Here is a 23205-nt window from a genome sequence, read left to right on the forward strand (position 1 = left end):
AACTACGATCTGCTTCCCGGCTTCTGGCCCATCCATTGCACATGGCGCGAAAGGACCGCCGTGGCGACGTCCACATTCCCAGCGCGCAACGCGTTGAGAATGGCACGATGATCGCGGTCGGTCGGCGCTTCCCACTCCGCCCGCCAGCCGGAAAACAGGAAGCGTGCGCTGACCGCATGCAGGTCTTCGATCGTCTTCAGCAGGCGCGGCATGTTGCAGGGAGACAGAATGAGACGGTGGAACGTGCCGTTCGCCTCTTCCCAGGCCTGAACGTCAGTCGCGCGATCGCCGGCGTGGATCGCCTCTTCGGCCTGGTCCAGGATGGCTTTGGTCATATGAGGTGCGGCATTGCGCAGCGCCAATACTTCGAGGGCGGCGCGCATTTCGGCTACTTCGCGCACCTCTTCGACGCTAAAGCCGACCACACGCACGCCCTTGCGCGGCTGGCTGACCACCAGCCCCTGGGATTCCAGGCGACGGAAAGCCTCGCGCACGGGCACATGGCTCGCGCCGAATTCCTCGGCAATGTGATCCTGCCTGAGCTTGGCGCCGGCTTCGATCACGCCTGAAATAATGCGATCCGCGAGTGTCCGGCTTATCCGCACGGCAATAGGATCATCTTTTGCAACGCTCATTGAATTATCATCGGTTTCAGAAGGGGCGCATCGACTCAATGTCCTATGCTTACCTGTCCCTTTGTTGATTCTCCATATTCTTCGTGGAACTGTAGCTGTTCCACAGCGTCAGTTTAGACCGCAAGGATGACAGCCCCGCCCGCCAGGCCAGCACCGGCGGCGGCCATGAGAAGGCGCTCCCCGGATTTGAATGGTTTGCGGCGATTTTCGACGGAAAGGGACAGCGGAATGGTAGCAGCCGAAGAGTTGCCGAATTCCGCGATCGTGCTGACAAGCTTGCTTTCTTCCAATTCGAGATTGTGGCGAACCGCGTCGCAAAGGCGGAGGTTCGCCTGATGCGGGATGAAGCGGTCGATGGCGGAGACCGTTACGGCTGCCTCGTCCATGGCCTGGCGTGAGGTGCGTGTCATCAAATCGACAGCGCGGGAGAAGACCTCGCGCCCATCGCGCATCGTCATTAGTACTTCGTCTGCCGCAGTCTCTGGAGAAAAAGGCTTGTTGCTGCCGCCGGATGGAATGGTAATCAGATCATAGCCACTCCCGTCCGAAGCCAACACGGCTGCCTTGAGACCGCTTTGACCATCGCGGTACGGAGCAAGCACGACCGCGCCGGCGCCGTCGGCAAACAGAACGGCGCTGGCGCGCTCCGCCGGATTGATGCGACGGCTGAGAATATTGGCGGCGACGACGAGTGCCGCTCGCCCATGCGCCCGCACGAAGCCATCCGCCAACGTCAGAGCGTAGAGGAAGCCGGAGCAAGCTCCGGCAAGATCGATGGCTCCGGAATTTGGTAAGCCGAGCTTGTGCGCCAGAAGCGGCGCCGAGGGCGGCAAAAGATGGTCCGGCGTCGAGGTGGCAAGCAGGGTCATGGCGATCTCGCCCGGCGCAATCCCGGCATCCTCAAGGGCCATTTTTCCGGCCTCGGCTGCAAGGCCGCTCAGTGTGTCGCCCTCGGTTGCCCAATGGCGAGATCGGATGCCGGTGCGCCTTTCGATCCAGCCTTCCTCGAGGCCGAGTCGGCTTTCGATTTCCGCATTGTGGACGATGCGGGATGGAACGGCATGACCGAATCCGGCGAGGCGGGAGGAGAGAGGCGTCAAGATCCAGTCTCCTCCAGAACGAGCGAGGCGACTTCGTCGATCGCGTCATAGGCGGCGGCGATGTCCGCGGCGCTCGTGCAATAAGGCGGCATCAGGTAGATGACGTTTCCGAGCGGGCGCACAAGCAGCCCGCGTTCGCGAAACAGCTTGCGCATGCGCGGCCCCGCTTCGGCGAGGTAGCCGCCGGTGGGCACTGCAAGATCGAGGGCGGCGATCGTTCCGCATTGCCTAACGTTTACAAATCTCTTGTCGTTTTGGAAGCGCCGCAGATGCCGGGTATGCTGCGCTGCAAGCCCAGCAATCCGGGTTTCGACCGGTTCGTCCTGCCAGACCTGCAGATTGGCGACAGCCGCCGCACAGGCGATTGCATTGGCAGTGTAAGAACTCGAATGGAAAAAGGTCTTGCGCCGATCGCGAGACAGATGGGCCTCGAAAATCTCCGCGGTGCAAAGCGTTGCCGCCAGCGGCAGGGCGCCCCCCGTCAGACCCTTCGAAGTGCAGAGGATATCCGGGGTGACGCCTGCCTGTTCGCAGGCAAAGCGCGTTCCCGTGCGACCCCAGCCGGTCATCACCTCATCGGCGATGAACAGGCAGCCGTATCGGCCGGCGATCTCCTTCAGCGCAGAAAGCACGGCGCTGCTGTAGAACTTCATGCCGCCCGCGCCGAGCACCAGCGGTTCAATCAGAATGGCGGCGACCTTGCCTGAGCGGCAGATGGCCTCGAACGCGTCAAGCGTCTCCTGTTCCCGGCCGGGTTCGGGGAAGGGCAGGCGGTCGACGCCAAAGAGCAGCGGCTCGAAGGGCGCATTGAACACGCCACGCTCTCCAGCGGACATGGTACCGATCGTGTCGCCATGATAGCCGTGTTCCATCACAACGATGCGGTCACGCGCGATGCCACGATTGTGGAACGCGCCGAGCGCCATCTTGATCGCCACCTCGACCGCCGTCGATCCGCTGTCCGAATAGAAGACGTGTTTCAGTTCAGGGGGCGCGAAGGCGAGAAGACGTTCCGCGAGTAGTTCTGCGGGCTCGTGGGTAAATTCGGCGAAGATGATCTGGTCGTAGGCCTCCGTCGCCTCGCGGATTGCCGCCATGATATGGGGATGGCGATGGCCATGGGTGATCACCCACCATGACGAGATCGCGTCGAGGATGCGATTGCCATCCTCGTCGAACAGATATGCGCCTTCGGTCGCGACGATGCGTTTCATCGGCGGTTCGAGGGCATGCTGAGTAAAGGGGTGCCAGACGGGCGAGGGGGTCACGCGTTTGCCTCCATCAGGGATGCAATGTCGAAATTCTCGCGGAAGGCGCGGCGTAGGGTTTCGCCCGTCAGGCTTTCCAGCAGGGGCAGCCGTCCCAACACCTTCACTTGCCCGACGGCCGCAATGGTCGCTTGGGTGTCGGCATTTTCCGCGCCGATGAAGGCTACGCCGCAAAGGGGGATATCGCGGCTGCGCAGAGCCTCGATGGACAGCAGCGTATGATTGATGGTGCCGAGCGAGGTTCGGGCGCAGAGAATGACGGGAAGGCGCCACCGGGCGAAGACATCGGCAAAGACCGTATTTTTCGTGACCGGCACTAGTAGGCCGCCGGCTCCTTCGATGACCAGTGGATCGGTGCAGGCTGGCGGCTCGAGCCGGGCCGGGTCGATTTCCACGCCGTCGAGACGCGCCGAAAGATGCGGTGAGAGCGGGGAGGAGAGGCGATAGGCTTCCGGCAGGATATGCTCAGCCGGCAGTCCGCTCAGTCGGGCGACGGCTTCGCTGTCCGTTTCATCTTCCAGTCCGGATTGCACGGGTTTCCAGTATCGGGCGTTGAGCGCGCCCGCCAGCGCCGCCGCAAACACGGTTTTGCCGATGCCGGTATCCGTGCCAGTTACCACGAAACGGGCGGTCATCTCCTGTGTTCCTCCATGGCGGCGGCGAGGCGATCCAGCATGTGCGCAATCTGCTCCGAATCGACGTTGAGCGTGATCGACAGCCGCAGGCGCGCGGTGCCCTCCGGCACGGTCGGCGGACGGATCGCGCGGATATCGAACCCTTGAGCCTGAAGAGTTTCGGCAATTCGGACCGCACGCGCGTTGTCGCCGATGATAACTGGCTGGATCTGCGACCCGCTCGGTTCTATGCCGAATCGGCTCCTTAATCCGTCGCCGACAAAGGCGACCAGATGTTCCAGCGCCTCGCGGCGCTCGGGTTCGTCATCCACCATGCGTAGGGCTTCGCGTACACCCGCCGCCATGAGAGGCGAGGGCGCGGTGGAATAGATGAAGGCGCGGGCGCGGTTGACGAGATAGTCGGAGAGCACGCGCGGCACGGCAAGCAGCGCCCCCGATACGCCCAGCGCCTTGCCGCAGGTATGCAGGGCAAGCACATTGTCCCGGCCCTCCAACCCCGCCGCAAGCCCTCTGCCGCCCGTGCCGAAAACGCCGGTGGCATGGGCCTCGTCGATCACTAGGAAGGCCTCGTGACGATGGGCAATATCGGCGAGGGCAACAAGCGGCGCTTGGTCGCCGTCCATGGAATATAGACTCTCTACGGCAATCCAGGGCCGGCCCTTACCGCCCTCCCTGCGCCAGTTTCGAATCGCGTCATCGAAGGCGTTCGCATCGTTGTGGTCGATGCTGACGGCTGCCGCCTTGCTCGCCGCAATGCCCTCATGGGCGCTGGCATGGATAAGCGCATCGTGAACGATCAGATCTTCGCGCCGCGGCAAGGTCGAGAAAAGCGCGGAATTGGCGGCATAGCCGCTGCCGAAATAGAGCACGCGTTCCACGCCGAAGAATTCGGCGGCTTCCGCCTCCAGCGCCTCGTGTTCCGGATGGTTGCCGCGCAGCAGGCGCGAGCCGCCCGCCCCCGCCGGAACGCCGCTTTCCATCGCCGCGATGATCGCCGTCTTGAGGCGTGGTGCGCCCGCAAAAGCGAGAAAATCGTTTGACGTAAAGTCCATGCCACGCTGCGGCGCCAGGCTGCGCAGCCGTGCCTTGCGTCGCAGGCCCTCAAGCGTTGCGGCATAGTCCGAAAGCATTGTCGCCGTCACACCGCCGGCTCCAGCGGCATGGGAGAAAGGCCGAGGCGGCGGAAGAGCGCGGTGTCGTGATCGTCGCCGGGATTGTCCGCCGTCAGCAGCATGTCGCCGACGAAGATGGAGTTGGCGCCCGCGAAGAAACAGAGCGCTTGCATCTCGTCGCTCATTTCGGTGCGTCCGGCCGAAAGGCGCAGATGCGAGGTCGGCATCAGGATGCGCGCCAGTGCGATCGTGCGGACGAAATCGATCGCATCGACAGGTTCAGCGTCGGCCAGTTTCGAACCGGGAATGGGGATGAGCTGGTTGATCGGCACGCTTTCCGGCGGCACGGGCAGGTTTGCCAGCGTCAGCAGCATCGAGATCCGGTCGTCGACCGTCTCGCCCATGCCAAGGATTCCGCCGGCGCACACCTTGATGCCGGCCATACGCACGGTTTCCAGCGTATCGAGCCGGTCCGCGAAGCTTCGGGTGGTGATGATTTCGGAATAGAAGCGTTCGGAGGTGTCGATGTTGTGGTTGTAGTAGTCGAGGCCGGCTTCCGCGAGTTCGCCTGCCTGAGTCTCCGTCAGCATGCCGAGCGTCATGCAGGTTTCCATGCCGAGCGCCTTCACGCCCTCGACCATGGCGACCAGCGTGTCCATATCGCGATCCTTCGGGCTGCGCCACGCCGCCCCCATGCAGTAGCGAGTCGCGCCCGCATCCTTGGCTTTGCGCGCCTCGGTCAAAACGCGTTCGACTTCCATCAGCTTCGAGGCCTTCAGGCCGGTCGGATAGTGGGCGGACTGGCTGCAGTACCCGCAGTCCTCGGCGCATCCGCCTGTCTTGATCGATAGCAGCCGGCTCATCTGCACGGCGTTGGGGTCGAAATGAGCGCGGTGGATAGTCTGAGCCCGCAAGAGCAGATCGTTAAATGGCAAATTATAGATAGTTTTGGCTTCACCCAACGTAATGCCAGGCGATGCTGAGGCAGAAATCGTCGAAAACTCCGAAATTTGGCTGGTTCTTTCCACTGCGCACGTCCTCCAGATTCAAATTATGGATAGAAAATATTTTTATCGATAATTTTGCAAGGGGTAACGCGAAAGGAATTGAAGGACGTTATCCAGCGGTCCAAACGTCACGATCTGAAGGTGGCGAAATGGGCGCGATATCTGCTGCGCCAAAAATTCGCCAGTTGGTAGAGCGTATGGACTGCGGGCGGTGCCATCGGGCGCATCGAAATTTTGGCGCGCTACGGGGGATAAGGCACAGCTTGTAGACCTTGCTTTCGGGTCGACAATCTCAAGCAGCGTGTAGTCTTCGATTTTAAAATCCTACGGTGTATTGATCGCATCAGGAGAGCAATACGGCGCACGAAATCAGGGCGATTCGCGAGCGCTGCGCAGACCAAGGAAAAGGGGCGAAATGAAAAAGCTTGTGATTTTGGTGGCCGCCACTGTGGCGGTTTTTTCTGCGTCGGCGAACGCCGCGCCGGTTACGACCAAGGGCGGGTATGAATATGACAGAAATCGACTAAGCGATGCCACGGTTCTCAATTGGAACATCGAGGCATGCAGCCACAGTGGTATCGAGCCGGACGCGCAAAAGAAGCTTGCGAAGCTGATGGGCGTTCCAGAGGCCAATGTCCGCCTTGAGTTTTGCCGCCGGATTCTCACCGCTTACGCGAAAGGAACCATCCCCTACGACGACTATGTTCAGTTTGTCCAAGGTCACGTCATGAATCCCAGCATTTCGAGGGCTTTGAGGATCTCCGCTTCCAGCCTGCCGAAGCAGCAGGGTCATGGAGAAGGCGACATAGTTCTTCCGGTTTCGGCGAAAATGGATTCCGGTGAGACGTTCAAAGGCTCCACGATCGCGTCGCACGGCAATGGCCGCTTCTCGGTCCAGTCGTCACGGCATTCGGTGAAATGCTCCGGCACCTACGACCTGAAGGATCGGCGTCCGACTGTTACTCTTCCGATGAAATGCTCGGACGGTCGCACCGGGCAGGCCGAGGTCACGAGAGCGCCGGACCTCATGTCAGCCTGGGGGAAAGTGAAGCTGTCCGACGGAAGCGCCGGCCGATTGGTTTTTGGTTCAGCTCCGAAGCAGCCTTGACCGGCAGGTAGGGGCCCCCCGGGGGGGCGTTATATCTGACAATCAGGACGAGATTTCTGCAGTGAATGAACCGGGGACTGCCGCCCTGGTTCTTCTCTGGCTGAGTGGCGCCATCTCTATTGAGGGTGACGAAGACTTCCTGGTCCCTATCAGGAGGACATCACTCGCGGCAGGTCGCCGCGGCAAAAAGCCAAGACGCGCAAGCTTCGGATCAGGTGCCACTGTTACGGGTGTTAACAAGAAACATCCTAGCGAGTAGCGCGGGCACTATGAAAACAAAAGCAGTCAGCTAGTTCGCATCGCGTTTATTCCGACGCCTCTGCCGCCGTCGCCAGCCGTCCGAAGCACCATGGCGGCCTGACCGGTAAGGCGTGATCAAGCTAACATTTGGAACGCTCGTCTATGACAATCATTTCTTCTCTGTCTGCCACTGCGATCAAAGCTCTTTCCACAGCCACCATAGCGTCTCTGAGCACGGACGAGGTTGCGGCGCTGAGCACAAGCGCAGTCAATGCGCTGACCTCAGTCCAGATCGCCGCGTTGGATACCGAGGACGTTGCTGTCCTTAGCTCGAAGCAAATCAATGCAATATCGGCGAGCGCCATTGTGGGCTTGGGGCTAGATCAACTGGCCGTTCTATCGTCGGTCCAGATTGCGGGGATCTCCACGGTTGACGTGAAACGGCTGACCACCACTCAGATCGCGGGGCTGTCGACGGAGCAGATCGCGTCGCTGTCGACGACGCAGATCGCCGCTCTCTCTGCCTCAGAGGTCGGCGCCCTGTCGTCGGAGGATATTGTGGCGCTGTCGAGCAGCCAAATCGGGGCCATCAGCTCGTCCGTCTTGTCGAAGCTTTCCACTGCTAATATCGCGTTGCTGACCACCAGCACGGTCGCCGGCTTGACGACGGCGCAGGTGGCTGCGCTGACGACCAGCCAGATCGCTGCGCTCACGACCGGACAGATTGATGTTTTGAGCTCCACACAGATCAGTGCTCTGAGCATGAGGCAAGTTGCCGCTCTAGGCGCCGACGGCGTGGCCGCACTCTCGACCGCGCAAATCGCTGCGCTGAAGACCGCCTCGATCGCCGGGTTCACCACCGGTGAGATTGCGGCACTGTCGACGACGCAGATCGCGTCGCTGTCGACGGCGCAGATTGCCGCTCTCTCTGCCACAGAGGTCGGTGCCCTTTCGTCGGAAGACATTGAGGCGCTGTCAAGCACCCAAATCGGAGCCATCAGCGCGTCGGTATTGCCGAAGCTTTCCACTGCTAATGTCGCGTTGCTCACCACCAGCACGATCGCCGGCTTGAAGACGGCGCAGGTCGCGGCTCTGACCACCAGTCAGATCGCGGCGCTGACGACCAGTCAGATCGACGTTTTGAGTTCCACGCAGTTGGCCGTTCTGAGCTTGAAGCAGGTTGCGGCTTTGGGCACTGATGGCGTGGCCGCACTCTCGACTGCGCAAATCGCGGCGCTGAAGACCTCCTCGATCGCCGGGTTGACCACTGATGAGATTGCGGCGCTGTCCACAACACAGATCGGCGCATTGACGACGACGCAGATCGCCGCTCTTTCTGCCACAGAGGTCAGTGCCCTGTCGTCGGAGGATATTGTGGCGCTGTCGACTAGCCAAATCGGAGCCCTCAGCGCGACGGCCCTCTCGAAGCTTTCCACCGATAATGTCGCATTGCTCACCACCGGCATGGTCGCCGCCTTGAAGACGGTGCAGATCGCGGCTCTAACGACCAGTCAGATTGCGGCGCTGTCGACGACGCAGATCGATGTCTTGAGCTCCACGCAGATCAATGCTTTGAGCGCGAAGCAGGTTGCGGCTCTTGGCACCGACGCCGTGGCTACGCTTTCGACCGTGCAAATCGCGGCGCTGAAGACCGCCTCGATCGCCGGACTGACCACCGATGAGATTGCGGCGCTGTCCACAACGCAGATCGGCGCATTGACGACGACGCAGATCGCCGCTCTTTCTGCCACAGAGGTCGCTGCACTGTCGTCAAAGGATATTGCGGCGCTGTCGAGCAGCCAAATCGGCGCCCTCAACGCTTCGGTCTTATCGAAGCTGTCCACCGATAATGTCGCACTGCTCACCACCAGCACGGTCGCCGGCTTGACGACGGCGCAGATCGCGGCGCTGACGACCAGTCAGATCGCGGCGCTGTCGACGGCGCAGATCGACGTTTTGAGTTCCACACAGATCAGTGCGTTGAGCGCGAAACAGGTTGCAGCTCTGGGCACCGACGCCGTGGCCACGCTTTCGACCGCGCAAATCGCAGCGCTGAAGACCGCTTCGATCACTGGGCTGACCACCGCTGAGATCGCGGCATTGTCGACGACGCAGGTTGCCGCGTTGACCACGACGCAGATCGCCGCTCTCTCTGCCACAGAGGTCGGCGCCCTCTCGACGGTGGATATTGCGGCAATGTCGAGCAGCCAAATCGGCGCCCTCAGCGCGACTGCCCTCTCGAAGCTTTCCACTGCTAACGTCGTGCTGCTCAGCACCGGTACGATCGCAGCTTTGAAGACGGCGCAGATCGCGGCGCTGACGACCAGCCAGATTGCCGCGCTGTCGACGACGCAGATCGACGTTTTGAGTTCAACGCAGATCGGTGCTTTGAGCCTGAAGCAGGTTGCAGCTCTAAGCACCGTCGCCGTGGCCGCACTCACGACGACGCAAGTTGCCTCGTTGAAGACCGCCTCGATCGCAGCGTTGACGACCAGCCAGATTGCCGCGCTGTCGACGACGCAGATCGGTTCATTGACCACGACGCAGATCGCGGCTCTGACCTCCGCAGAGATCGGCGCCCTGTCGTCGAAGGATATCGAGACGTTATCGACCAATCAAATCGAAGCGATTGGCACTCGCGGCCTGGCGGGACTGTCAACCTATGATATTTCCATCCTGTCCAGCGCCCAATTGTACGCTATCACGACAGCCCAGGCGGCGGCATTGGACTCGGCGCAAGTCGAGGCGATCATTGCCGCCTATGCTGCCTATAGCTAACGACGACGCCTGTAATGGCGAAATAACCGGAAGCTGCGGGCGTTGGTTTGGAACCACGATCTGCAGCTTGCCGACGCAGAATGATCGGGCAAGCGTCAATCGCGATCGATTTCGATGCGAAGATCGCGGATCAGCGCTTCGCGTTTGGCGAGCGCGTCAATGGCGCCGTCGGCCAGCGCTCTGGCAACAAGGTTGAGCAGGCCCTCGCAGAAGACGATATAGGCGCCCATGCTGTTGCTGAAGAAGCTGCTTGCATGCGGCACCAGAAATGCATGGCGGGCAGGCGGGACGAGGGGAGACGATCGGGTATCCGTTACGGCGATGACGTCGAGCCCCCGGCGAGCACCGAGGGCCGCGACTTCGGCGACATTTCGCGTATAAGGCGCGCAACTTGCAACGACAAGGACATCGCCGGGCTCGAGCTGGGCAAGCCCCTCCGCTTCGCCAAGGCGCGGCGCATCGAGCAGGGCGACATCGCTTCTCAACATCGCCAATCCATAGGTAAGAAAGCTCGCGAAAGCGTGAAACTGGCGCACTCCGTAAACGCGCACACGCCTCGCATGGGCGAGTCTGTTCGCCGCTGCATGCAGCTCGGGACCGTCGAGCTGCGCGAGAAAGCCGTCGATATTGATCTTCGATTCAGCCGCCAGTTTCTCGAAAACGTGGATTTCCTCGTCGGCTTCCTCCTTGATCGAGATCAGCCGGCCAGCCTGGCGGCTGTAGAAATAGCGCCCGTCATCGGAAATCGCTTCCCGGAAAACATCCTGAAAATCCCCGAAGCCGCCGTAACCCAGCCGCTTGGCGAGCCGGGTCAAGGTGGATGGGTTGATGCCGAGCCCTTCAGCCAATTCGGAAATCGTGCGGACCGCCGTCTGTTCAGGCGTATCGACAAGCCGGGAGAGGACCCCGAGCGCCTTGCCTCCCAGCGAGAGATCGGTATTGCCGCGTCGGATGTCGACCGTCAGCGCCCGAAGCTCCTCAAGTGTTTGCGGACGCGGGGAGCTTTTCGATGCGCTTATCGTGGTCATTCATCTTGCCTCATGCGGGACTGAACGCATCGCTCTTAAAGCGGAAACGCGGAGAAGTCTCGTTTCCATCATAGATCGTGCAATCGACCTTGTCCGTACCGATCTTGAAATAGGCGGTTGCCAGCGTGTTTTCATTATCCGGATCGTCGGGCTGCTGGCGATAGATCGGTAAGGCGCTTTGTGTCGTATCGTGGAGGATAGCGAGAGGATCGACGTTGCCGCCGGCTTCCGCAATCATTGCATCCGCCCGCTCCTGCCGCGAGTTCGAAGAACCGGTAACGAGCTGCTGCTCCGCGCGGATACCCGCGTGGATCAGATGATTGGCGTGGCTGGAGGGGCTGCGCACGGTCTGGACGGACAGGTGCTTGTGGGTGAACTCCAAGCTGAGGATATCGGCCTCCCCGGATCGGGCAAGCGTCAGATGAAAAGCGCCGGCGCGGGGCGCGGTCTTTACCCGTTCGACGGCCTCATCCAGAGAGCCGCAATCCAGAAGCGCGCGGGTCACGACCATGCGTGGCAGGCCTTCGCCGGTCTCGCGGGAGCGAATGTTGTTGACCGTCATGACCAAGCCGGCGTCGTTGAGGGCAAAGGTGTGGCCGGGAAGGGATGCCGGATAGACGAATGCGGTAAAGGCTCGGCCCTTGGACGGACGCACGGTCGCGAGAGCGCAACCGCGCCGCAGGCCGGGGTCGCCGTCCTCGTTGTGCGCGACGACGGGTTCAGAGCCAGGGATTTGTATCGTCGTGCAGCCATCCGGGCTCATGGCCCAGATGTCGCCGCGGCAGTTCCACGCGAAAACATCCTCCAGCGGCAATTCCAGGCCGGCTGCTAGCCCGCGCAACTCCTCGAAGTAACGAGGAAAAAGCGTCTCCGTCAGCTCTCTCGCAGCTTGCACGTGATCGTGATTCTTAGAACCGGTCACATGTGCCCAGGCATGGGTGCGGATCAGATGCGCATGGGCGGCATCCGCGCCGTGGCGGCCGAGCTGAAGGCCGATTTCGAACGGCTCGCCGGCAATCGCGATGCTGGAAAGCCGGTGGGATTTATCAATGGACATGCTGGAGGAACTCACGAAGGCGAGGATTTTCAGGATTGTCGAGCAAAGTGGCCGGATTGCCATCGACCGTTATCTTGCCGCCCTCCATGAAGATCAGCCGCGTGCCGACCTGTCGGGCAAACGCGATCTCGTGGGTGACGACGATCATCGTCATGCCCTCTTCGGCGAGCGACTGCATGACCTTCAGCACTTCCTGGCGAAGTTCGGGATCAAGCGCCGAGGTCGGCTCGTCGAAGAGCATCAGTTTCGGCTTGACCGCGAGCGCGCGGGCTATGGCCACGCGCTGCTGCTGGCCGCCCGACAATTCGGAGGGATAGTGATGGCCTCGCTCCGCTAGCCCCACCTTCGCAAGGAGCGTTTTGGCCTGCGCGGTCGCTTCGGCTTTGCCCAGGCCGCGGACGCGGCGAGGGCCGAAGGCGACATTTTCCAAGGCCGTCATCTGCGGGAAAAGATTGAACTGCTGGAACACCATGCCCGCTTCCTGGCGGATGAGGCGCACGCGCGAACGTCCCTCGCGCACGCTGATACTATCGACAACGAGATTACCGCCATCGATTTCCTCCAGCGCATTGATGCAGCGCAGAAGGGTGGACTTGCCAGAGCCGGACGGGCCGATCAGCACCACGACCTGGCCAGCCTCGATGTTGAGATTGACATCCTTGAGGACCGTAATCGGACCGAACGTCTTGGTGACGGTTCTGAATTCTACGATGCTCATAGGATGCGCATCCTCTTTTCGGTGAAGCGGAGAGCGAACGTCAGGACGCCGGTCATGATGAGGTAGAGGATGGCGACCGCGGTCCAAATCTCGACCGCGCGGAAATTGGCTGCCATGATCTCCTGCCCTTGCCGCGTCAATTCACCAACGCCGATGACGATGAAAAGCGACGTGTCCTTCAGGCTGACGATGAATTGATTGCCGAGCGGCGGGATCATGCGGCGAAAGGCGATTGGCCCGACGACATAGGCCAGGACCTTCCACATCGGCAGGCCGAGTGCGAGCCCGGCTTCCTTGAGGCCCTTGCTGACGGAAAGCAGCGTGCCGCGAACGATTTCCGCTATGTAGGCGCCCGCATTGACGATGATGGCCGTGATGGCGGCCGTCATGGGGTTGACGCGGATGTCGGCCAGTATCGGCAGGGCGAAATAGATGAACATCACCTGCACGACGATGGGCGTGCCGCGAATGATCTCCACATAGACGAAGGCGATGGCGTTGAGCAGCCAGTTGCCATAGGCGCGCATGAAGCCCGCGACGGCGCCGACGGCGATGCCGCCGACAAGACCCGCAAATGCGATGAGAACGGTCAAGCGAGCGCCGCCGAGAAGAGCAGGCAGGGCATCGATGACCACCGACCAGTCGAATTGCATTGGAATACTCCCGTGGACTGCGCGCCGGCTGCACCGACGCGCATGAGGCTACCGGGCGATCAGAGCTTCGGCTCAGCGCCGAACCACTTCTTGTAGATGGCCGTGTAGGTGCCGTCCTTCTTGAGCTTGGCGAGCGAAGCGTTCACCTTGGCGACGAGCTCACTGCCTTTCGGAAAAGCGATGCCGTATTGCTGCGCCATCATCTGCTCGCCGACAGCCTTCACCTTTCCGGCGCCGGCCGTCTTGATGTAGTAGAGCACGTTCGGCGTATCATGCATGGCGGCGTCGACACGGCCGGTCTGGAGTTCCATGTAGGCATTGTCCACATTCGGGAACTGGCGCAGTTCGGTGTCCTTGAAATTAGCCTTGGCGTAGTCGGCTGCCGACGTGCCGGTCTTGATCGCCAGCGTCTTGCCCTTCAGGTCCGCCGGGCCTGTGATCTTGCTGTCAGTCGGGACCATCAGCAGAAAGCCACTGTCGTAATAGCCGTCGGAAAAGTCGATGACCTTCTTGCGTTCATCCTTGATGGTGATGCCGGCAAGGCCGACATCGACCTGCTTGGTCTGCAGGGCCGGAATGATGCCGTTGAAGTCCATCGGCTGAAGCGTGTAGCTGACGCCGATATCCTTGGCCACTGCCGCCCATAGATCGATATCGAAGCCGACATACTCGTCGCCTTGCTTGAATTCGAACGGCACGAACGCGGTGTCGGTGGCGACGATCAGATCCTTGGCCAGAGCCGGGCTGAAGGAGAGGGCGGCGACGAAAGCGCCGATCAGCAAATGACGAATACGCTGTTTCATGGAAGTTCCCTTTATCGTTGATGCGTCTGAAGTTTGCTCAGATACGCTATATGCAAATATAGAATGCTTTTTGGGATTTGTCGCATTGAAAATTTGCAAAGATGAATCTTTTGCATTGAAATGAATGCATACGAAAAGGGTGGCAATCCATCTTCACGCGGCCATGGAGAACACCGAACATACAAAAGCCCGCGCTGGGGAACAGCGCGGGCCCTCTTCAGTAATTGTCAGCTTTTAAATGGAGGCGATTGCGGCCTCGATGGCATCTCCCAATCTTTCGACAATCGCCTCGACATCGCTCTTCCCGACGATGAAAGGCGGGGCCAGCAGAACGTGGTCTCCGGTCTGCCCATCGATGGTGCCGCCCATCGGGTAGACCATCAGGCCACGGGTCATGGCTTCCTTCTTGATCCGGGCATTGAGTTTCAGCCCGGCGTCGAACGGCTTCTGGGTCGCCCGGTCCTTCACGAGTTCCACGCCACGGAACAAGCCGCGGCCGCGAATGTCGCCGACATGGTGGTGGTTGCCCAACCGCTCGACGAGGCATGTTTCCAGATGGTTGCCCATGTCCCTGACATTGCCGAGCAGACCGTCCCGCTTCAGGATGGTTTGCACTGCAAGTCCTGCGGCGGCGGCCATCGGATGGCCCATATAGGTATGGCCGTGCTGAAAGAAGCCTGATCCGAGTGCGAAGGCATCGAAGATGCGCTTCGACAGCAGCACCGCGCCGACAGGCTGATACCCGCCTCCAAGACCCTTGGCGACGGTCATGAGGTCGGGCGAAACCCCATCCTGCTCGCAGGCGTGCAGCGTGCCGGTGCGGCCCATACCGCACATCACTTCGTCGAGGATCAGCAGCACGCCATATTTGTCGCAGATGGCGCGAATGCGTTTCAGGTAATCGGCGACCGGCGGAACGGCGCCGGCCGTTGCACCCACCACCGTTTCGGCGACGAAGGCGATGACCTGATCGGCGCCGAGTTCGAGGATCTTTGCTTCCAGTTCACCGGCGGCGCGGGCGGCATAGGCCTCGTCGCTTTCCCCGGGCATTTGCAGGCGATAGGCATAGCAGGGATCGATATGATGCGTTTCGATCAGCAGCGGCTTGAACTGTGCCCGTCGCCACTCGTTGCCGCCAGTTGCGAGCGCCCCCAGCGTATTGCCGTGATAGCTCTGCCGGCGCGCGATGATGTGGCGACGCTGCGGCTCACCCTTCTCCACGAAATATTGCCGCGCCATCTTCAGCGCTGCTTCTACCGCCTCCGATCCGCCGCTGACGAGATAGACGTGATCGAGACCTTCCGGCGCATCGGCGACGAGCCTGTCCGCCAGTTCTTCGGCCACTTCGGTCGTGAAGAAGCCGGTATGGGCATAGGCGATCCGGTCGAGCTGCGCATGAAGTGCAGCAAGCACGTCGGGATGGGCGTGACCCAGGCAGGAAACGGCAGCACCTCCGGAGGCGTCGATATAGGCCTTGCCGGTGGCATCGAACAAATGAATGCCTTCGCCGCGCACGGCGACCGGCAGGCTGGCATGAATGGATCGATGAAGCAGGTGGGTCACGGTGTTTTCCTGATGTTGCGGGACGTGAGGTGTGTGCCGAGAGCGGCAAGGCGTTCGTCGAATTCGCGCAGCGCCAAAAGCGTCTCGTCGCCGCCGTGCCCGGCAACGAGCGCGCCGACAATTTCGGCGGCCGCGAAAGCCGGCACCATGCTGTGGAAGAAGGAGGGACTGTCGGTCTGAACGATGAGAGCCATGTCCGCCGACTGCGCCAGCGGCGCAACCGGGCTGTCGGTGATGGCGATCAGGCAAACGCCGCGTTCGCGGGCGTAGTCGGCGATCTCGATGGTGGCGCGCGTATAGGGAAGGACGCTCACCGCCACCAGTACGTCCTGCGGCCCGGCCCGGCCGATCGAATCGGCGCCGGTTCCGCCGATCCCATCCAGCAGCGTCGAACGTTTTCCGATAAGCGAGAGAATGTAGTGCAGGTGCCAGGCCGAGGCATGGCTGGAGCGTAGCCCGAGGCAATAGACCTCGCGCGCCGCCGAAATGCGGGTGCTGACCTCGGCAAAGCGTGCAAGCGAACCCGGTTCTGCCAATGAGCCCGCCTGTCTGCCGAAGGTCATCAGCATTTCGCCGGCGAGAAACTGGTCGCCCTTCAGCTTCTGGTGCTGCGCCTGCTCGCTCACGCGACCCGCAAAGTTTGCTGCGTCGCCGCGAACCGCGGCGCGATAGAGCGACCGGATGTCCTCGTAACCATCAAAGCCGAGATGCTTGGCGAGCCGTGTCATCGTTGCCGGTTGCAGCCCCGCCTGTCGCGCCTGCTCGCGCATGGAAAGCAGCGCGATATCGCGAGGATGGTCGAGAATATAGCGGGCGGCCGCCTGCAATTGCGCGGACATGCCGTCGAAGGCTGCAAGGATTGTCTCTTCAAGAGGATTTTTTTCCATGCCGGATTTGTATCCTTTATAGGGCGTTATTGCAACATATGTTTCATTGTGATTAATATGAAACATATGGATCGCAGGAGTTGGCGTGCCGGAGACAACTATCACCGTGGCCCCGAATGGAGGGCGCCGCACGAAACAGGATCATCCCGCCATTCCCTTGACGGCCGCGGAACTGGCGCGCACCGCCCGCGAATGCCTGGAGGCAGGCGCGTCGATGATCCATGTCCATGTCCGCAAATCGGATGGCACGCATCTGCTGGATGCCGATGCCTATCGGTCCGCGATCGCCGCGATCCGCGCCGAAGTAGGGGATCGAATGGTGATCCAGATCACCAGCGAGGCATTGGGAGTATATTCGCCCGCCGAACAGATCGCCGTGGTGAAGGCCGTGCGCCCGCAGGCCGCGTCGCTGGCGCTGCGTGAACTTGTTCCGGATGCGTCCCACGAAGCGGCTTTCGCGGACCTGCTTGCCTGGATGCAGCGCGAAGACGTGCTGCCGCAGATCATCCTCTATGAGCCTGCGGAGGCGATCCGCTTGGCCGAATATCGTCAGCGCGGTCTATTGGCGTTCGATGATGTGCCCGTGCTCTACGTGCTGGGACGCTATACCGTTGGACAGACCTCGGCGCCAACGGACCTTTTGCCCTTTCTCGCGCTGGACATGCCGCGTTTTTCCCATTGGAGCGTCTGCGCATTCGGCCGTGACGAAGCAGCATGTGTTACCGCCGGAGCACTTCTCGGAGGGCATGCCCGTGTCGGTTTCGAGAACAATCTTTACCGGGTGAACGGTCATTTAGCCGCGTCGAACGCCGACCTCGTGCGCGACGTCGAGTCGGCCCTTCGGCATCTGGGCCTTCGGCGCTAGCCCCGGTTCATCCGTTACGCCGTGCGAGATCCTTAACTCGCCGACTGATCTTCGGTTGCCCCGGAACAAAGGTTTTTCCTGGAAGCAAGGAAATCGATGAAGGTGCGAACCTTGGCGGAGAGATATTTTCTGCTGGGATAGACTGCATGCAGGGTTGCGGTGAATTTAACCTCATCGGGCAGAACCATCTCCAGCCTGCCTTCGGCAACGTCGGTTTGCGTCATCCATACGGGCAGGAAGACGAGGCCCATGCCTTCGAGCGCTGCGAGATGCAGCATGATTTCGTTTTCGCTTTGCATGATGGGCCGAAGGTTCACCGTTGCCGGACCTTCCGCTCCATCGATGGTAATGCTGCCGTTTGCATTCATGCCGCTATAGGCCAGCAGCGAGTGACCGTTGAGGTCGGCCACCCGGGTCGGGCGGCCGGTGCGCGACAGATAGGCGGGAGAACCCACGAGGTGAAAGGTGACCTTCATCAGCGGGCGCGCAATAAGGCTGGGGTCCAGCCGTTCGGGAGCCGTCGCGCGTAGGGCCAGATCAAATCCCTCGTCCACGAGATTGACGATCCGGCCGCTCAGATCCATATCGAAGCGCACGTCGGGATAGCGTTGATGATATTCGGCAAACGCTTGGGCGACGAGCGTATTGGCAGCCCACACCGGAGCGCTGAGTTTTAGAACCCCGCGCGGCATGACCGTGACATTGCTGACGGCGGCCTCCACCTCGTCGAGCCCGTCGAGCATTTGCTTGGTCTGGTTGAAGTAGAGCAGACCGGTTTCGGTCACGCTGACATGGCGGCTGGTTCGGTTCAGCAACCGGGTTCCGAGCCGGTTTTCCAAGTGCATAACATGCTTGCTGGCCATGGCCGGCGAAAGGCCAAGGCGCTCTGCGGCCGCCGTGAAGCTCCTGAGCTCGGCCACCGTGCAAAAGACTCGCAGACTCGTCAAACTATCCATGGATCATCAACGTATAGGAAGTGTTTCTTCAATGTAAGGCGCATTGATCAACAATTGCGAAAAGTTAACATTGGCTGCAAGAACACGGGCAAAACTCGTTTTCCCCGCGATTTCGCACCCGTGGACTGGTGCGGTTCAATAAGGATGCAGCAGGTGAGCAAGTTTCGGCTTCCGACTTATTTCGTCAGTCACGGCGGTGGTCCGTGGCCGTATATCACCGATGATTTTCGCCGTAACTTTGACAAGCTCGAGCAATCGCTGATCGAGATGCGGGCGGAACTTGCCAATGCGCCCAAGGCGGTGCTGGTGATCTCCGGCCATTGGGAAGAGCAGGGTTTCGCCATCTCCTCCGGCGCCAGACCGGGAATGGTCTACGACTATCACGGCTTTCCCGAGTACCTCTATCATATCAAATATGATGCGCCTGGTTCGCCGGAGCTTGCCAAGCGCGTTCAAGACCTTCTGCATGGGCGCGGAATCGAAGCCAGCCTCGACCCGACGCGCGGTTTCGACCATGGCACGTTCAGTATCATGAAGCCGCTTTACCCGGAGGAGGACATCCCACTGGTTCAGCTCTCCTTGGACGTGGGCTACGATCCAGCCTTGCATCTTGAGCTAGGACGGGCCCTTGCGCCATTGCGCGACGAAGGTGTGCTGATCATCGGCAGTGGCCTCAGCTATCACAATTTGCGGGAAATCAGGGGCACCAGCGGCTACGAGCCGTCTCGCCAGTTCGACGCCTGGCTCCAGCAGACGCTGGTCCATTCGTCTCCCTACGAGCGCGCCGAGCGGCTGCTCAAGTGGGAACAGGCCCCGTCCGCCCGCGCCGCGCATCCGCGTGAAGATCATCTCATTCCGCTGATGGTGGTGGTCGGCGCGGCGAGGGACGAACCCGGTTCCGTCACCTACCATCAGACCGATTTCGCAGGCGGCATTACCGCCTCCAGCTTCCGCTTCGGCCATGTGCCCGCAACCCTTTCATCCAAGGAAGATACACAATGAGCGAGAATGCATCGAAGCCGGTCCTCTATTTCAAGAAGGCCTGCCCCTTCTGCCTGAAAGTGAGGTTGTTCCTGTGGGAAGCCCGCATGATGGAAGAGGTGGAAATCCGTGAATGCGAGCCGGGATCGAAACAGGAGAGTGACATTCGCGCCGAGCTTGCCGGTCACCTCGACAAGGTGAGCTTCCCTGCCGCCCGGCTGGAGCCAGGCCGCTACATCGCCGATTCCGGCGAGATCATCGCGCTTCTGGCGGCAAAATCGGGCTGTGTGCCCGCCGACATGCCCGTGCTTGCCAGCTACATCGAAGGCGCTCTCAAGCCGATGATGAAGCTGTGGAAGGAAAATCTCGAGCTCAAGGCCGCAGCCGCTTGAGCATATCAACAGCCAATCAGGAGTAATGCCATGCCGAACACAACCAAGTGGACGCCTCATATCCTCGCAATTTTGCGAATCGTGACCGCGTTGCTGTTCCTTGAACATGCAACGATGAAGTTCTTCCAGTTCCCCGCCGCCATTCCCGGCGTACCTTATCCGCTGCCCGCGATCATGCTCGTTGCTGGCGCGATTGAGATCGTGGCCGGATTGCTGATAACGGCCGGCTTTTATACACGCATCGCAGCCTTCATCGCTTCCGGCGAGATGGCCGCCGCTTATTGGATGGCTCACGCGCCGCAGGGCTTCTGGCCGGCACTCAACATGGGCGAAGCCGCCATCATGTTCTGCTTCATCTTCCTCTATATCGCCTTTGCCGGTCCCGGCAGTTGGGCACTCGACAATGTCCTGCGCCCGTCCACGAAGCAGGTGTCGCTTACCGAAGGCGCATAATGCCAATGCGCTCCCGTCATGTCACGGGAGCGCATCACCGGCCGACGATCCGGCCGCCCGCTTTCCTGCAGGCAAACCAACTCAGTCCCAATTCAATCAAAGCAACAACAAGCTTTTGGAGGCACGCAATGAAGGCTGCTCTTCTGAAATCCTATGGTGATGTCGATCAATTCGAGATCGGCGAGATTCAAACGCCGAAGCCCGGGCCAGGCGAAGTCCTGATCAAGATCGAAGCATCGGCCGTCAACCCTTTCGATCTCATCCTGCGCCAGGGTTTCATGGCACAGTATATACCGCTTCCGCTACCGGCAGTATTGGGCGGCGATGCCGCGGGCATCATCGCCGCAGTCGGCGAGGGCGTCACCGAAGTAGCAATCGGTGATCGGGTCGTTGCCGACTTCGCGGCCAACGGCAAAGGGGCTCATGCCGAATTCGGCGTCGTTCCCGCCACATCGGTCGCCAAACTGCCGGCGGCACTAAGCTTCGAAGAAGGAGCGGTCTTGGTAAAGGCCGGGCTTACGGGGCGTCAGACTGTGGACGCGCTGGGAGTCAAGGCCGGCGATCGCGTCCTGGTTTCCGGCGCGCTTGGCTCGGTCGGCCGCGCGGCAATCCAATATCTCCAGCAGATCGGTGCCAAGCCGGTGGCTGGCGTCCGGCCCGAACGATTGAGTGAAGCGCGCGCGTTGGCGGGTGAGGCGGTGGATATCACAACGTCACCGGGAAATCCCGGCTTCGACTATGCCATCAGTGCTGCGGCGCCGGTGGCCGAAAATCTCATCGCTCACGTCCGCGACCGCGGCCAAGTCGCGAGCATCGTTCCGGTGCCCGAGGGTGCCAAGACGGACAATCGCGTGACCATCCATGAACTCTATCACCGCACCGATGCCGCAACACTCGATGCCGTCCTGGATGCCGCCGTGCGAGGATTGCTCGTGATACCGATCTCGCAGACCTTTGCTCTGGAAGAGATCGGTGCCGCACAAAACGCAGTTGCGGCGGGTGCTCAAGGGAAGGTTGTTCTCAAGCATCGAACGGAGAATAGACCCTAGCCGTACTTTGAGGCCGTGAAGGCTCGACAGCCATCCCAATTCACGGCCTCTTCCGCCTGACAGCGTCTCCCCATCAACTCGATCATTGATCGAAAGCATGCCCATTATCCAAAATACGCGATTGAAGCCGATCTGCGAAGCATACGCATAGTTGCAGTCAACTTGACCCACCGAAATCAATAGCTCGTTTATCTTTCGTGCGCCTTTTGCCGGTCATTTCTTGAACGATTGGTGAAGCATGCGCATTTCGTTGTTTAATAAATTTGCATCCCGAGGACGCCCGCTCATCATTGCCTCCCAGAATTTTGCGGCCGATAGAGGGGGGAACTTTGGAATTCTCACCGCTTTGCTGGTGGTCTTCCTGGCGGCCGCCGCTGGAGGCTCTGTCGATTTCGGTCGCGCCTACGTTTTGCGGGCCGATTTGCAGGAAAGGCTTGATGCGGCAGTTCTTGCCGGCGCAAAAGTTGCGCAGTCACAGCAAATTTCCGAAGCGCAAACATATTTTAAGGGCGGCATTTCCTCTCTTGCGGCATACTCGCCCTCGGCGACCTTCGCGATCAATTCCGACGGCACCATTTCCGGTGACGTGACCGCGTCGCTCCCGGCATCACTTCTCGGCGTGGTCGGGGTGAACCAGGTACCGGTCGCCGTTCACGCCGCTGCCACTGCCGCATCATCCGATCCAGTCTCCAACGGCGCTCCTTGCATCCTGCTCCTCGATACCGGGCAGAATGCGCTCTACGTCAATTCAGGCGCGGGAATTCAAAAAACCTCATGTGAGATGCATGTCCATTCTGCCGCCTATCCAGCCGCCACCTTCACGGATGGCGGCAACGGACTGAAGCTTGCGCGCATCTGCATCAAGGGTACTCAGATCTCCTACAACAATCAGCTCAATCCGGCTGTGGAGAAAAATTGCGCGGCTGCGGATGATCCCTTTGCGGGCAAGCTCCCGGCCGTGAGTTCGCTGGGTTGCGATCAGCAATTGGGCGGACATCTGCCGGACAATAAGGCCGTCGACAAGCTCACACCGGGGATCTACTGCAACGGCCTTAGCGCAAATGGCTCACCGCGGATCGAACTGGCGCCTGGTCTCTATGTGATCAAGAACGGCGATTGGTTCTTCAATTCCGGAACCACCTTAGTCGGCGACGACGTGACGCTCTATTTCGCCGACACATCCAAGATCTTCTTCAACGGCAATGTGAATATCGACCTGTCCGCGCCCGCGGATGGAAAATACAAAGACATCTTGATCTTCGAGCAGGCTGGCTTGCAGAAGACCGACATGCTCTTCAATGGCAACCAGAATGCCGTGCTCAACGGCATCATCTATTTGCCCAGCCGAAATGCGCACTTCAACTCCACCTTTGCGATGAACAATGAGCGCACTGCCATCGTGCTCGACGACCTGAGCCTCGACGGCACCAACTGGAACCTGACGCCATTGTCAGGCACCGGCGGATCATCGGCAAGCAGCGGGAGCGCATCGCCGCGGCTGGTTCAATAGACGCGGCGGGGAACCCTAGCGACTGAACTTCAGATCCGGCTTGTCGCCGTCCCAGGCCTGGAGGGCGCCGGGAACCTCACGGAATCTCAGGCACTTTGTCCCCATCTTGCCGGAAAGGCACATCGCATCGCCCTTGACCGTCCATGTGACGGAGAGCGCAAACGGCAAAGGGCCGCGTATGCTGCCGGAGCCATCCTTATTGAGGATGACTTTGAGGGTCTTGCCATCGGGCGCGTCGGCCGTCCAGGGAGCTCCGTCGGCGAGTATGGCAGCAGCCTTTTGGGCGGCAAGATAAGCCTGTCCTTCCGTGCCGAATGCAGGACTTGCAGCAAGGATTGCGGCGGCTGCGGCAAGCTTCAGATGCGTTTTCATGATCAATGTTCTTTCCTTGTTTGATTTGTTGCGGG

The 23205-nt window shown here is 60.6% G+C and carries 23 protein-coding genes; 8 read left to right on the top strand and 15 right to left on the bottom strand.

Features of this window, described 5'->3' with window-relative positions:
- Positions 1–2: 2 nt before the first annotated feature.
- From GGD50_RS20595 to bioB, 6 genes are all read right to left on the bottom strand, one after another.
- A complete protein-coding gene (locus tag GGD50_RS20595; protein WP_183938894.1) occupies positions 3–635 on the bottom strand; it encodes a GntR family transcriptional regulator in 633 nt (210 codons plus the stop codon).
- Between the two features lie 113 nt (positions 636–748).
- Positions 749–1735 (bottom strand): beta-ketoacyl-ACP synthase III, encoded by a 987-nt coding sequence (locus tag GGD50_RS20600; protein ID WP_183938896.1) that lies wholly within the window; start codon positions 1733–1735, stop codon positions 749–751.
- Positions 1732–3003, bottom strand: coding sequence for an adenosylmethionine--8-amino-7-oxononanoate transaminase (locus tag GGD50_RS20605; protein ID WP_183938898.1), 1272 nt, complete (start codon positions 3001–3003; stop codon positions 1732–1734). Before GGD50_RS20605 ends, GGD50_RS20600 begins: the two co-directional genes overlap by 4 nt.
- Positions 3000–3638, bottom strand: a complete 639-nt coding sequence (bioD, locus tag GGD50_RS20610) for a dethiobiotin synthase (protein ID WP_183938900.1) — start codon at positions 3636–3638, stop codon at positions 3000–3002. The genes GGD50_RS20605 and bioD overlap by 4 nt, the downstream gene beginning before the upstream one ends.
- Positions 3635–4780, bottom strand: a complete 1146-nt coding sequence (locus GGD50_RS20615) for an 8-amino-7-oxononanoate synthase (RefSeq protein ID WP_425503986.1) — start codon at positions 4778–4780, stop codon at positions 3635–3637. Before GGD50_RS20615 ends, bioD begins: the two co-directional genes overlap by 4 nt.
- Positions 4777–5760 (bottom strand): biotin synthase BioB, encoded by a 984-nt coding sequence (gene bioB / locus GGD50_RS20620; protein WP_343069985.1) that lies wholly within the window; start codon positions 5758–5760, stop codon positions 4777–4779. The genes GGD50_RS20615 and bioB overlap by 4 nt, the downstream gene beginning before the upstream one ends.
- Before the next feature lie 412 nt (positions 5761–6172).
- Here bioB and GGD50_RS20625 point away from each other — a divergent pair, with 412 nt between their 5' ends.
- Together GGD50_RS20625 and GGD50_RS20630 are read left to right on the top strand one after the other, a co-directional pair.
- Positions 6173–6865 carry a hypothetical protein gene (locus tag GGD50_RS20625; RefSeq protein ID WP_183938904.1) on the top strand — a complete coding sequence of 231 codons (693 nt, stop codon included), beginning with the start codon at positions 6173–6175 and terminating at the stop codon, positions 6863–6865.
- Positions 6866–7267: 402 nt separating this feature from the next.
- The gene (locus tag GGD50_RS20630; protein ID WP_183938906.1) at positions 7268–9883 is read left to right on the top strand and encodes a beta strand repeat-containing protein; all 2616 of its coding nucleotides are present in this window, start codon (positions 7268–7270) and stop codon (positions 9881–9883) included.
- Between the two features lie 95 nt (positions 9884–9978).
- Here the strand turns inward: GGD50_RS20630 and GGD50_RS20635 are convergent, their stop codons facing one another.
- From GGD50_RS20635 to GGD50_RS20665, 7 genes are all read right to left on the bottom strand, one after another.
- The gene (locus tag GGD50_RS20635) at positions 9979–10911 is read right to left on the bottom strand and encodes a MurR/RpiR family transcriptional regulator (protein WP_183938908.1); all 933 of its coding nucleotides are present in this window, start codon (positions 10909–10911) and stop codon (positions 9979–9981) included.
- A 10-nt stretch (positions 10912–10921) separates the two neighbouring features.
- On the bottom strand, positions 10922–11968 hold the full coding sequence (locus tag GGD50_RS20640) for a C45 family autoproteolytic acyltransferase/hydrolase (protein WP_183938910.1): 1047 nt from the start codon (positions 11966–11968) through the stop codon (positions 10922–10924).
- A complete protein-coding gene (gene glnQ, locus GGD50_RS20645) occupies positions 11958–12686 on the bottom strand; it encodes a glutamine ABC transporter ATP-binding protein GlnQ (RefSeq protein ID WP_183938912.1) in 729 nt (242 codons plus the stop codon). The genes GGD50_RS20640 and glnQ overlap by 11 nt, the downstream gene beginning before the upstream one ends.
- On the bottom strand, positions 12683–13339 hold the full coding sequence (gene glnP, locus GGD50_RS20650) for a glutamine ABC transporter permease GlnP (protein ID WP_183938914.1): 657 nt from the start codon (positions 13337–13339) through the stop codon (positions 12683–12685). The genes glnQ and glnP overlap by 4 nt, the downstream gene beginning before the upstream one ends.
- Positions 13340–13398: 59 nt before the next feature.
- A complete protein-coding gene (gene glnH, locus GGD50_RS20655; RefSeq protein ID WP_183938916.1) occupies positions 13399–14142 on the bottom strand; it encodes a glutamine ABC transporter substrate-binding protein GlnH in 744 nt (247 codons plus the stop codon).
- Positions 14143–14376: 234 nt separating this feature from the next.
- Positions 14377–15705, bottom strand: coding sequence for an aspartate aminotransferase family protein (locus tag GGD50_RS20660; protein WP_183938918.1), 1329 nt, complete (start codon positions 15703–15705; stop codon positions 14377–14379).
- Positions 15702–16592, bottom strand: a complete 891-nt coding sequence (locus GGD50_RS20665) for a MurR/RpiR family transcriptional regulator (RefSeq protein WP_183938920.1) — start codon at positions 16590–16592, stop codon at positions 15702–15704. Before GGD50_RS20665 ends, GGD50_RS20660 begins: the two co-directional genes overlap by 4 nt.
- Positions 16593–16677: 85 nt before the next feature.
- Between GGD50_RS20665 and GGD50_RS20670 the strand changes: the two genes are divergently transcribed.
- Complete coding sequence (locus tag GGD50_RS20670; RefSeq protein WP_183938922.1) at positions 16678–17457, top strand: 3-keto-5-aminohexanoate cleavage protein; 780 nt, start codon at positions 16678–16680, stop codon at positions 17455–17457.
- 32 nt (positions 17458–17489) lie between these two features.
- On the opposite strand, the gene GGD50_RS20675 is transcribed toward GGD50_RS20670, so the two are convergent.
- Positions 17490–18413 (bottom strand): LysR family transcriptional regulator, encoded by a 924-nt coding sequence (locus GGD50_RS20675; protein ID WP_183938924.1) that lies wholly within the window; start codon positions 18411–18413, stop codon positions 17490–17492.
- A 153-nt stretch (positions 18414–18566) separates the two neighbouring features.
- Between GGD50_RS20675 and GGD50_RS20680 the strand changes: the two genes are divergently transcribed.
- The 5 genes from GGD50_RS20680 (at position 18567) to GGD50_RS20700 (ending at position 22798) form a co-directional block, all read left to right on the top strand.
- A complete protein-coding gene (locus tag GGD50_RS20680; RefSeq protein WP_343069983.1) occupies positions 18567–19415 on the top strand; it encodes a DODA-type extradiol aromatic ring-opening family dioxygenase in 849 nt (282 codons plus the stop codon).
- Positions 19412–19786 (top strand): glutathione S-transferase N-terminal domain-containing protein, encoded by a 375-nt coding sequence (locus GGD50_RS20685; RefSeq protein WP_183938928.1) that lies wholly within the window; start codon positions 19412–19414, stop codon positions 19784–19786. The genes GGD50_RS20680 and GGD50_RS20685 overlap by 4 nt, the downstream gene beginning before the upstream one ends.
- 30 nt (positions 19787–19816) lie before the next feature.
- On the top strand, positions 19817–20239 hold the full coding sequence (locus GGD50_RS20690) for a DoxX family protein (protein WP_183938930.1): 423 nt from the start codon (positions 19817–19819) through the stop codon (positions 20237–20239).
- Between the two features lie 128 nt (positions 20240–20367).
- Positions 20368–21288 (top strand): NADP-dependent oxidoreductase, encoded by a 921-nt coding sequence (locus GGD50_RS20695; protein WP_183938932.1) that lies wholly within the window; start codon positions 20368–20370, stop codon positions 21286–21288.
- Between the two features lie 238 nt (positions 21289–21526).
- On the top strand, positions 21527–22798 hold the full coding sequence (locus GGD50_RS20700; protein WP_281397203.1) for a TadE/TadG family type IV pilus assembly protein: 1272 nt from the start codon (positions 21527–21529) through the stop codon (positions 22796–22798).
- 15 nt (positions 22799–22813) lie between these two features.
- Here GGD50_RS20700 and GGD50_RS20705 read toward each other — a convergent pair whose 3' ends face one another.
- Entirely contained in the window at positions 22814–23170 is a 357-nt protein-coding gene (locus GGD50_RS20705) for a hypothetical protein (RefSeq protein WP_183939004.1), read from the bottom strand.
- Between the last annotated feature and the right edge of the window lie 35 nt (positions 23171–23205).

Origin of the sequence: Martinezella paranaensis, from assembly GCF_014200235.1 — a bacterium.
GTDB classification, from domain to species: Bacteria; Pseudomonadota; Alphaproteobacteria; order Rhizobiales; family Rhizobiaceae; genus Rhizobium; species Rhizobium paranaense.

Excerpts from the sequence above, each read along its gene's own strand:
- GGD50_RS20595 (WP_183938894.1), bottom strand. The coding sequence starts at position 635 with ATGAGCGTTGCAAAAGATGATCCTATTGCCGTGCGGATAAGCCGGACA.
- bioD (WP_183938900.1), bottom strand. The coding sequence starts at position 3,638 with ATGACCGCCCGTTTCGTGGTAACTGGCACGGATACCGGCATCGGCAAA.
- GGD50_RS20625 (WP_183938904.1), top strand. The coding sequence starts at position 6,173 with ATGAAAAAGCTTGTGATTTTGGTGGCCGCCACTGTGGCGGTTTTTTCT.
- GGD50_RS20630 (WP_183938906.1), top strand. The coding sequence starts at position 7,268 with ATGACAATCATTTCTTCTCTGTCTGCCACTGCGATCAAAGCTCTTTCC.
- GGD50_RS20635 (WP_183938908.1), bottom strand. The coding sequence starts at position 10,911 with ATGACCACGATAAGCGCATCGAAAAGCTCCCCGCGTCCGCAAACACTT.
- GGD50_RS20640 (WP_183938910.1), bottom strand. The coding sequence starts at position 11,968 with ATGTCCATTGATAAATCCCACCGGCTTTCCAGCATCGCGATTGCCGGC.
- glnQ (WP_183938912.1), bottom strand. The coding sequence starts at position 12,686 with ATGAGCATCGTAGAATTCAGAACCGTCACCAAGACGTTCGGTCCGATT.
- glnP (WP_183938914.1), bottom strand. The coding sequence starts at position 13,339 with ATGCAATTCGACTGGTCGGTGGTCATCGATGCCCTGCCTGCTCTTCTC.
- glnH (WP_183938916.1), bottom strand. The coding sequence starts at position 14,142 with ATGAAACAGCGTATTCGTCATTTGCTGATCGGCGCTTTCGTCGCCGCC.
- GGD50_RS20665 (WP_183938920.1), bottom strand. The coding sequence starts at position 16,592 with ATGGAAAAAAATCCTCTTGAAGAGACAATCCTTGCAGCCTTCGACGGC.
- GGD50_RS20675 (WP_183938924.1), bottom strand. The coding sequence starts at position 18,413 with ATGGATAGTTTGACGAGTCTGCGAGTCTTTTGCACGGTGGCCGAGCTC.
- GGD50_RS20685 (WP_183938928.1), top strand. The coding sequence starts at position 19,412 with ATGAGCGAGAATGCATCGAAGCCGGTCCTCTATTTCAAGAAGGCCTGC.
- GGD50_RS20690 (WP_183938930.1), top strand. The coding sequence starts at position 19,817 with ATGCCGAACACAACCAAGTGGACGCCTCATATCCTCGCAATTTTGCGA.
- GGD50_RS20695 (WP_183938932.1), top strand. The coding sequence starts at position 20,368 with ATGAAGGCTGCTCTTCTGAAATCCTATGGTGATGTCGATCAATTCGAG.
- GGD50_RS20700 (WP_281397203.1), top strand. The coding sequence starts at position 21,527 with ATGCGCATTTCGTTGTTTAATAAATTTGCATCCCGAGGACGCCCGCTC.
- GGD50_RS20705 (WP_183939004.1), bottom strand. The coding sequence starts at position 23,170 with ATGAAAACGCATCTGAAGCTTGCCGCAGCCGCCGCAATCCTTGCTGCA.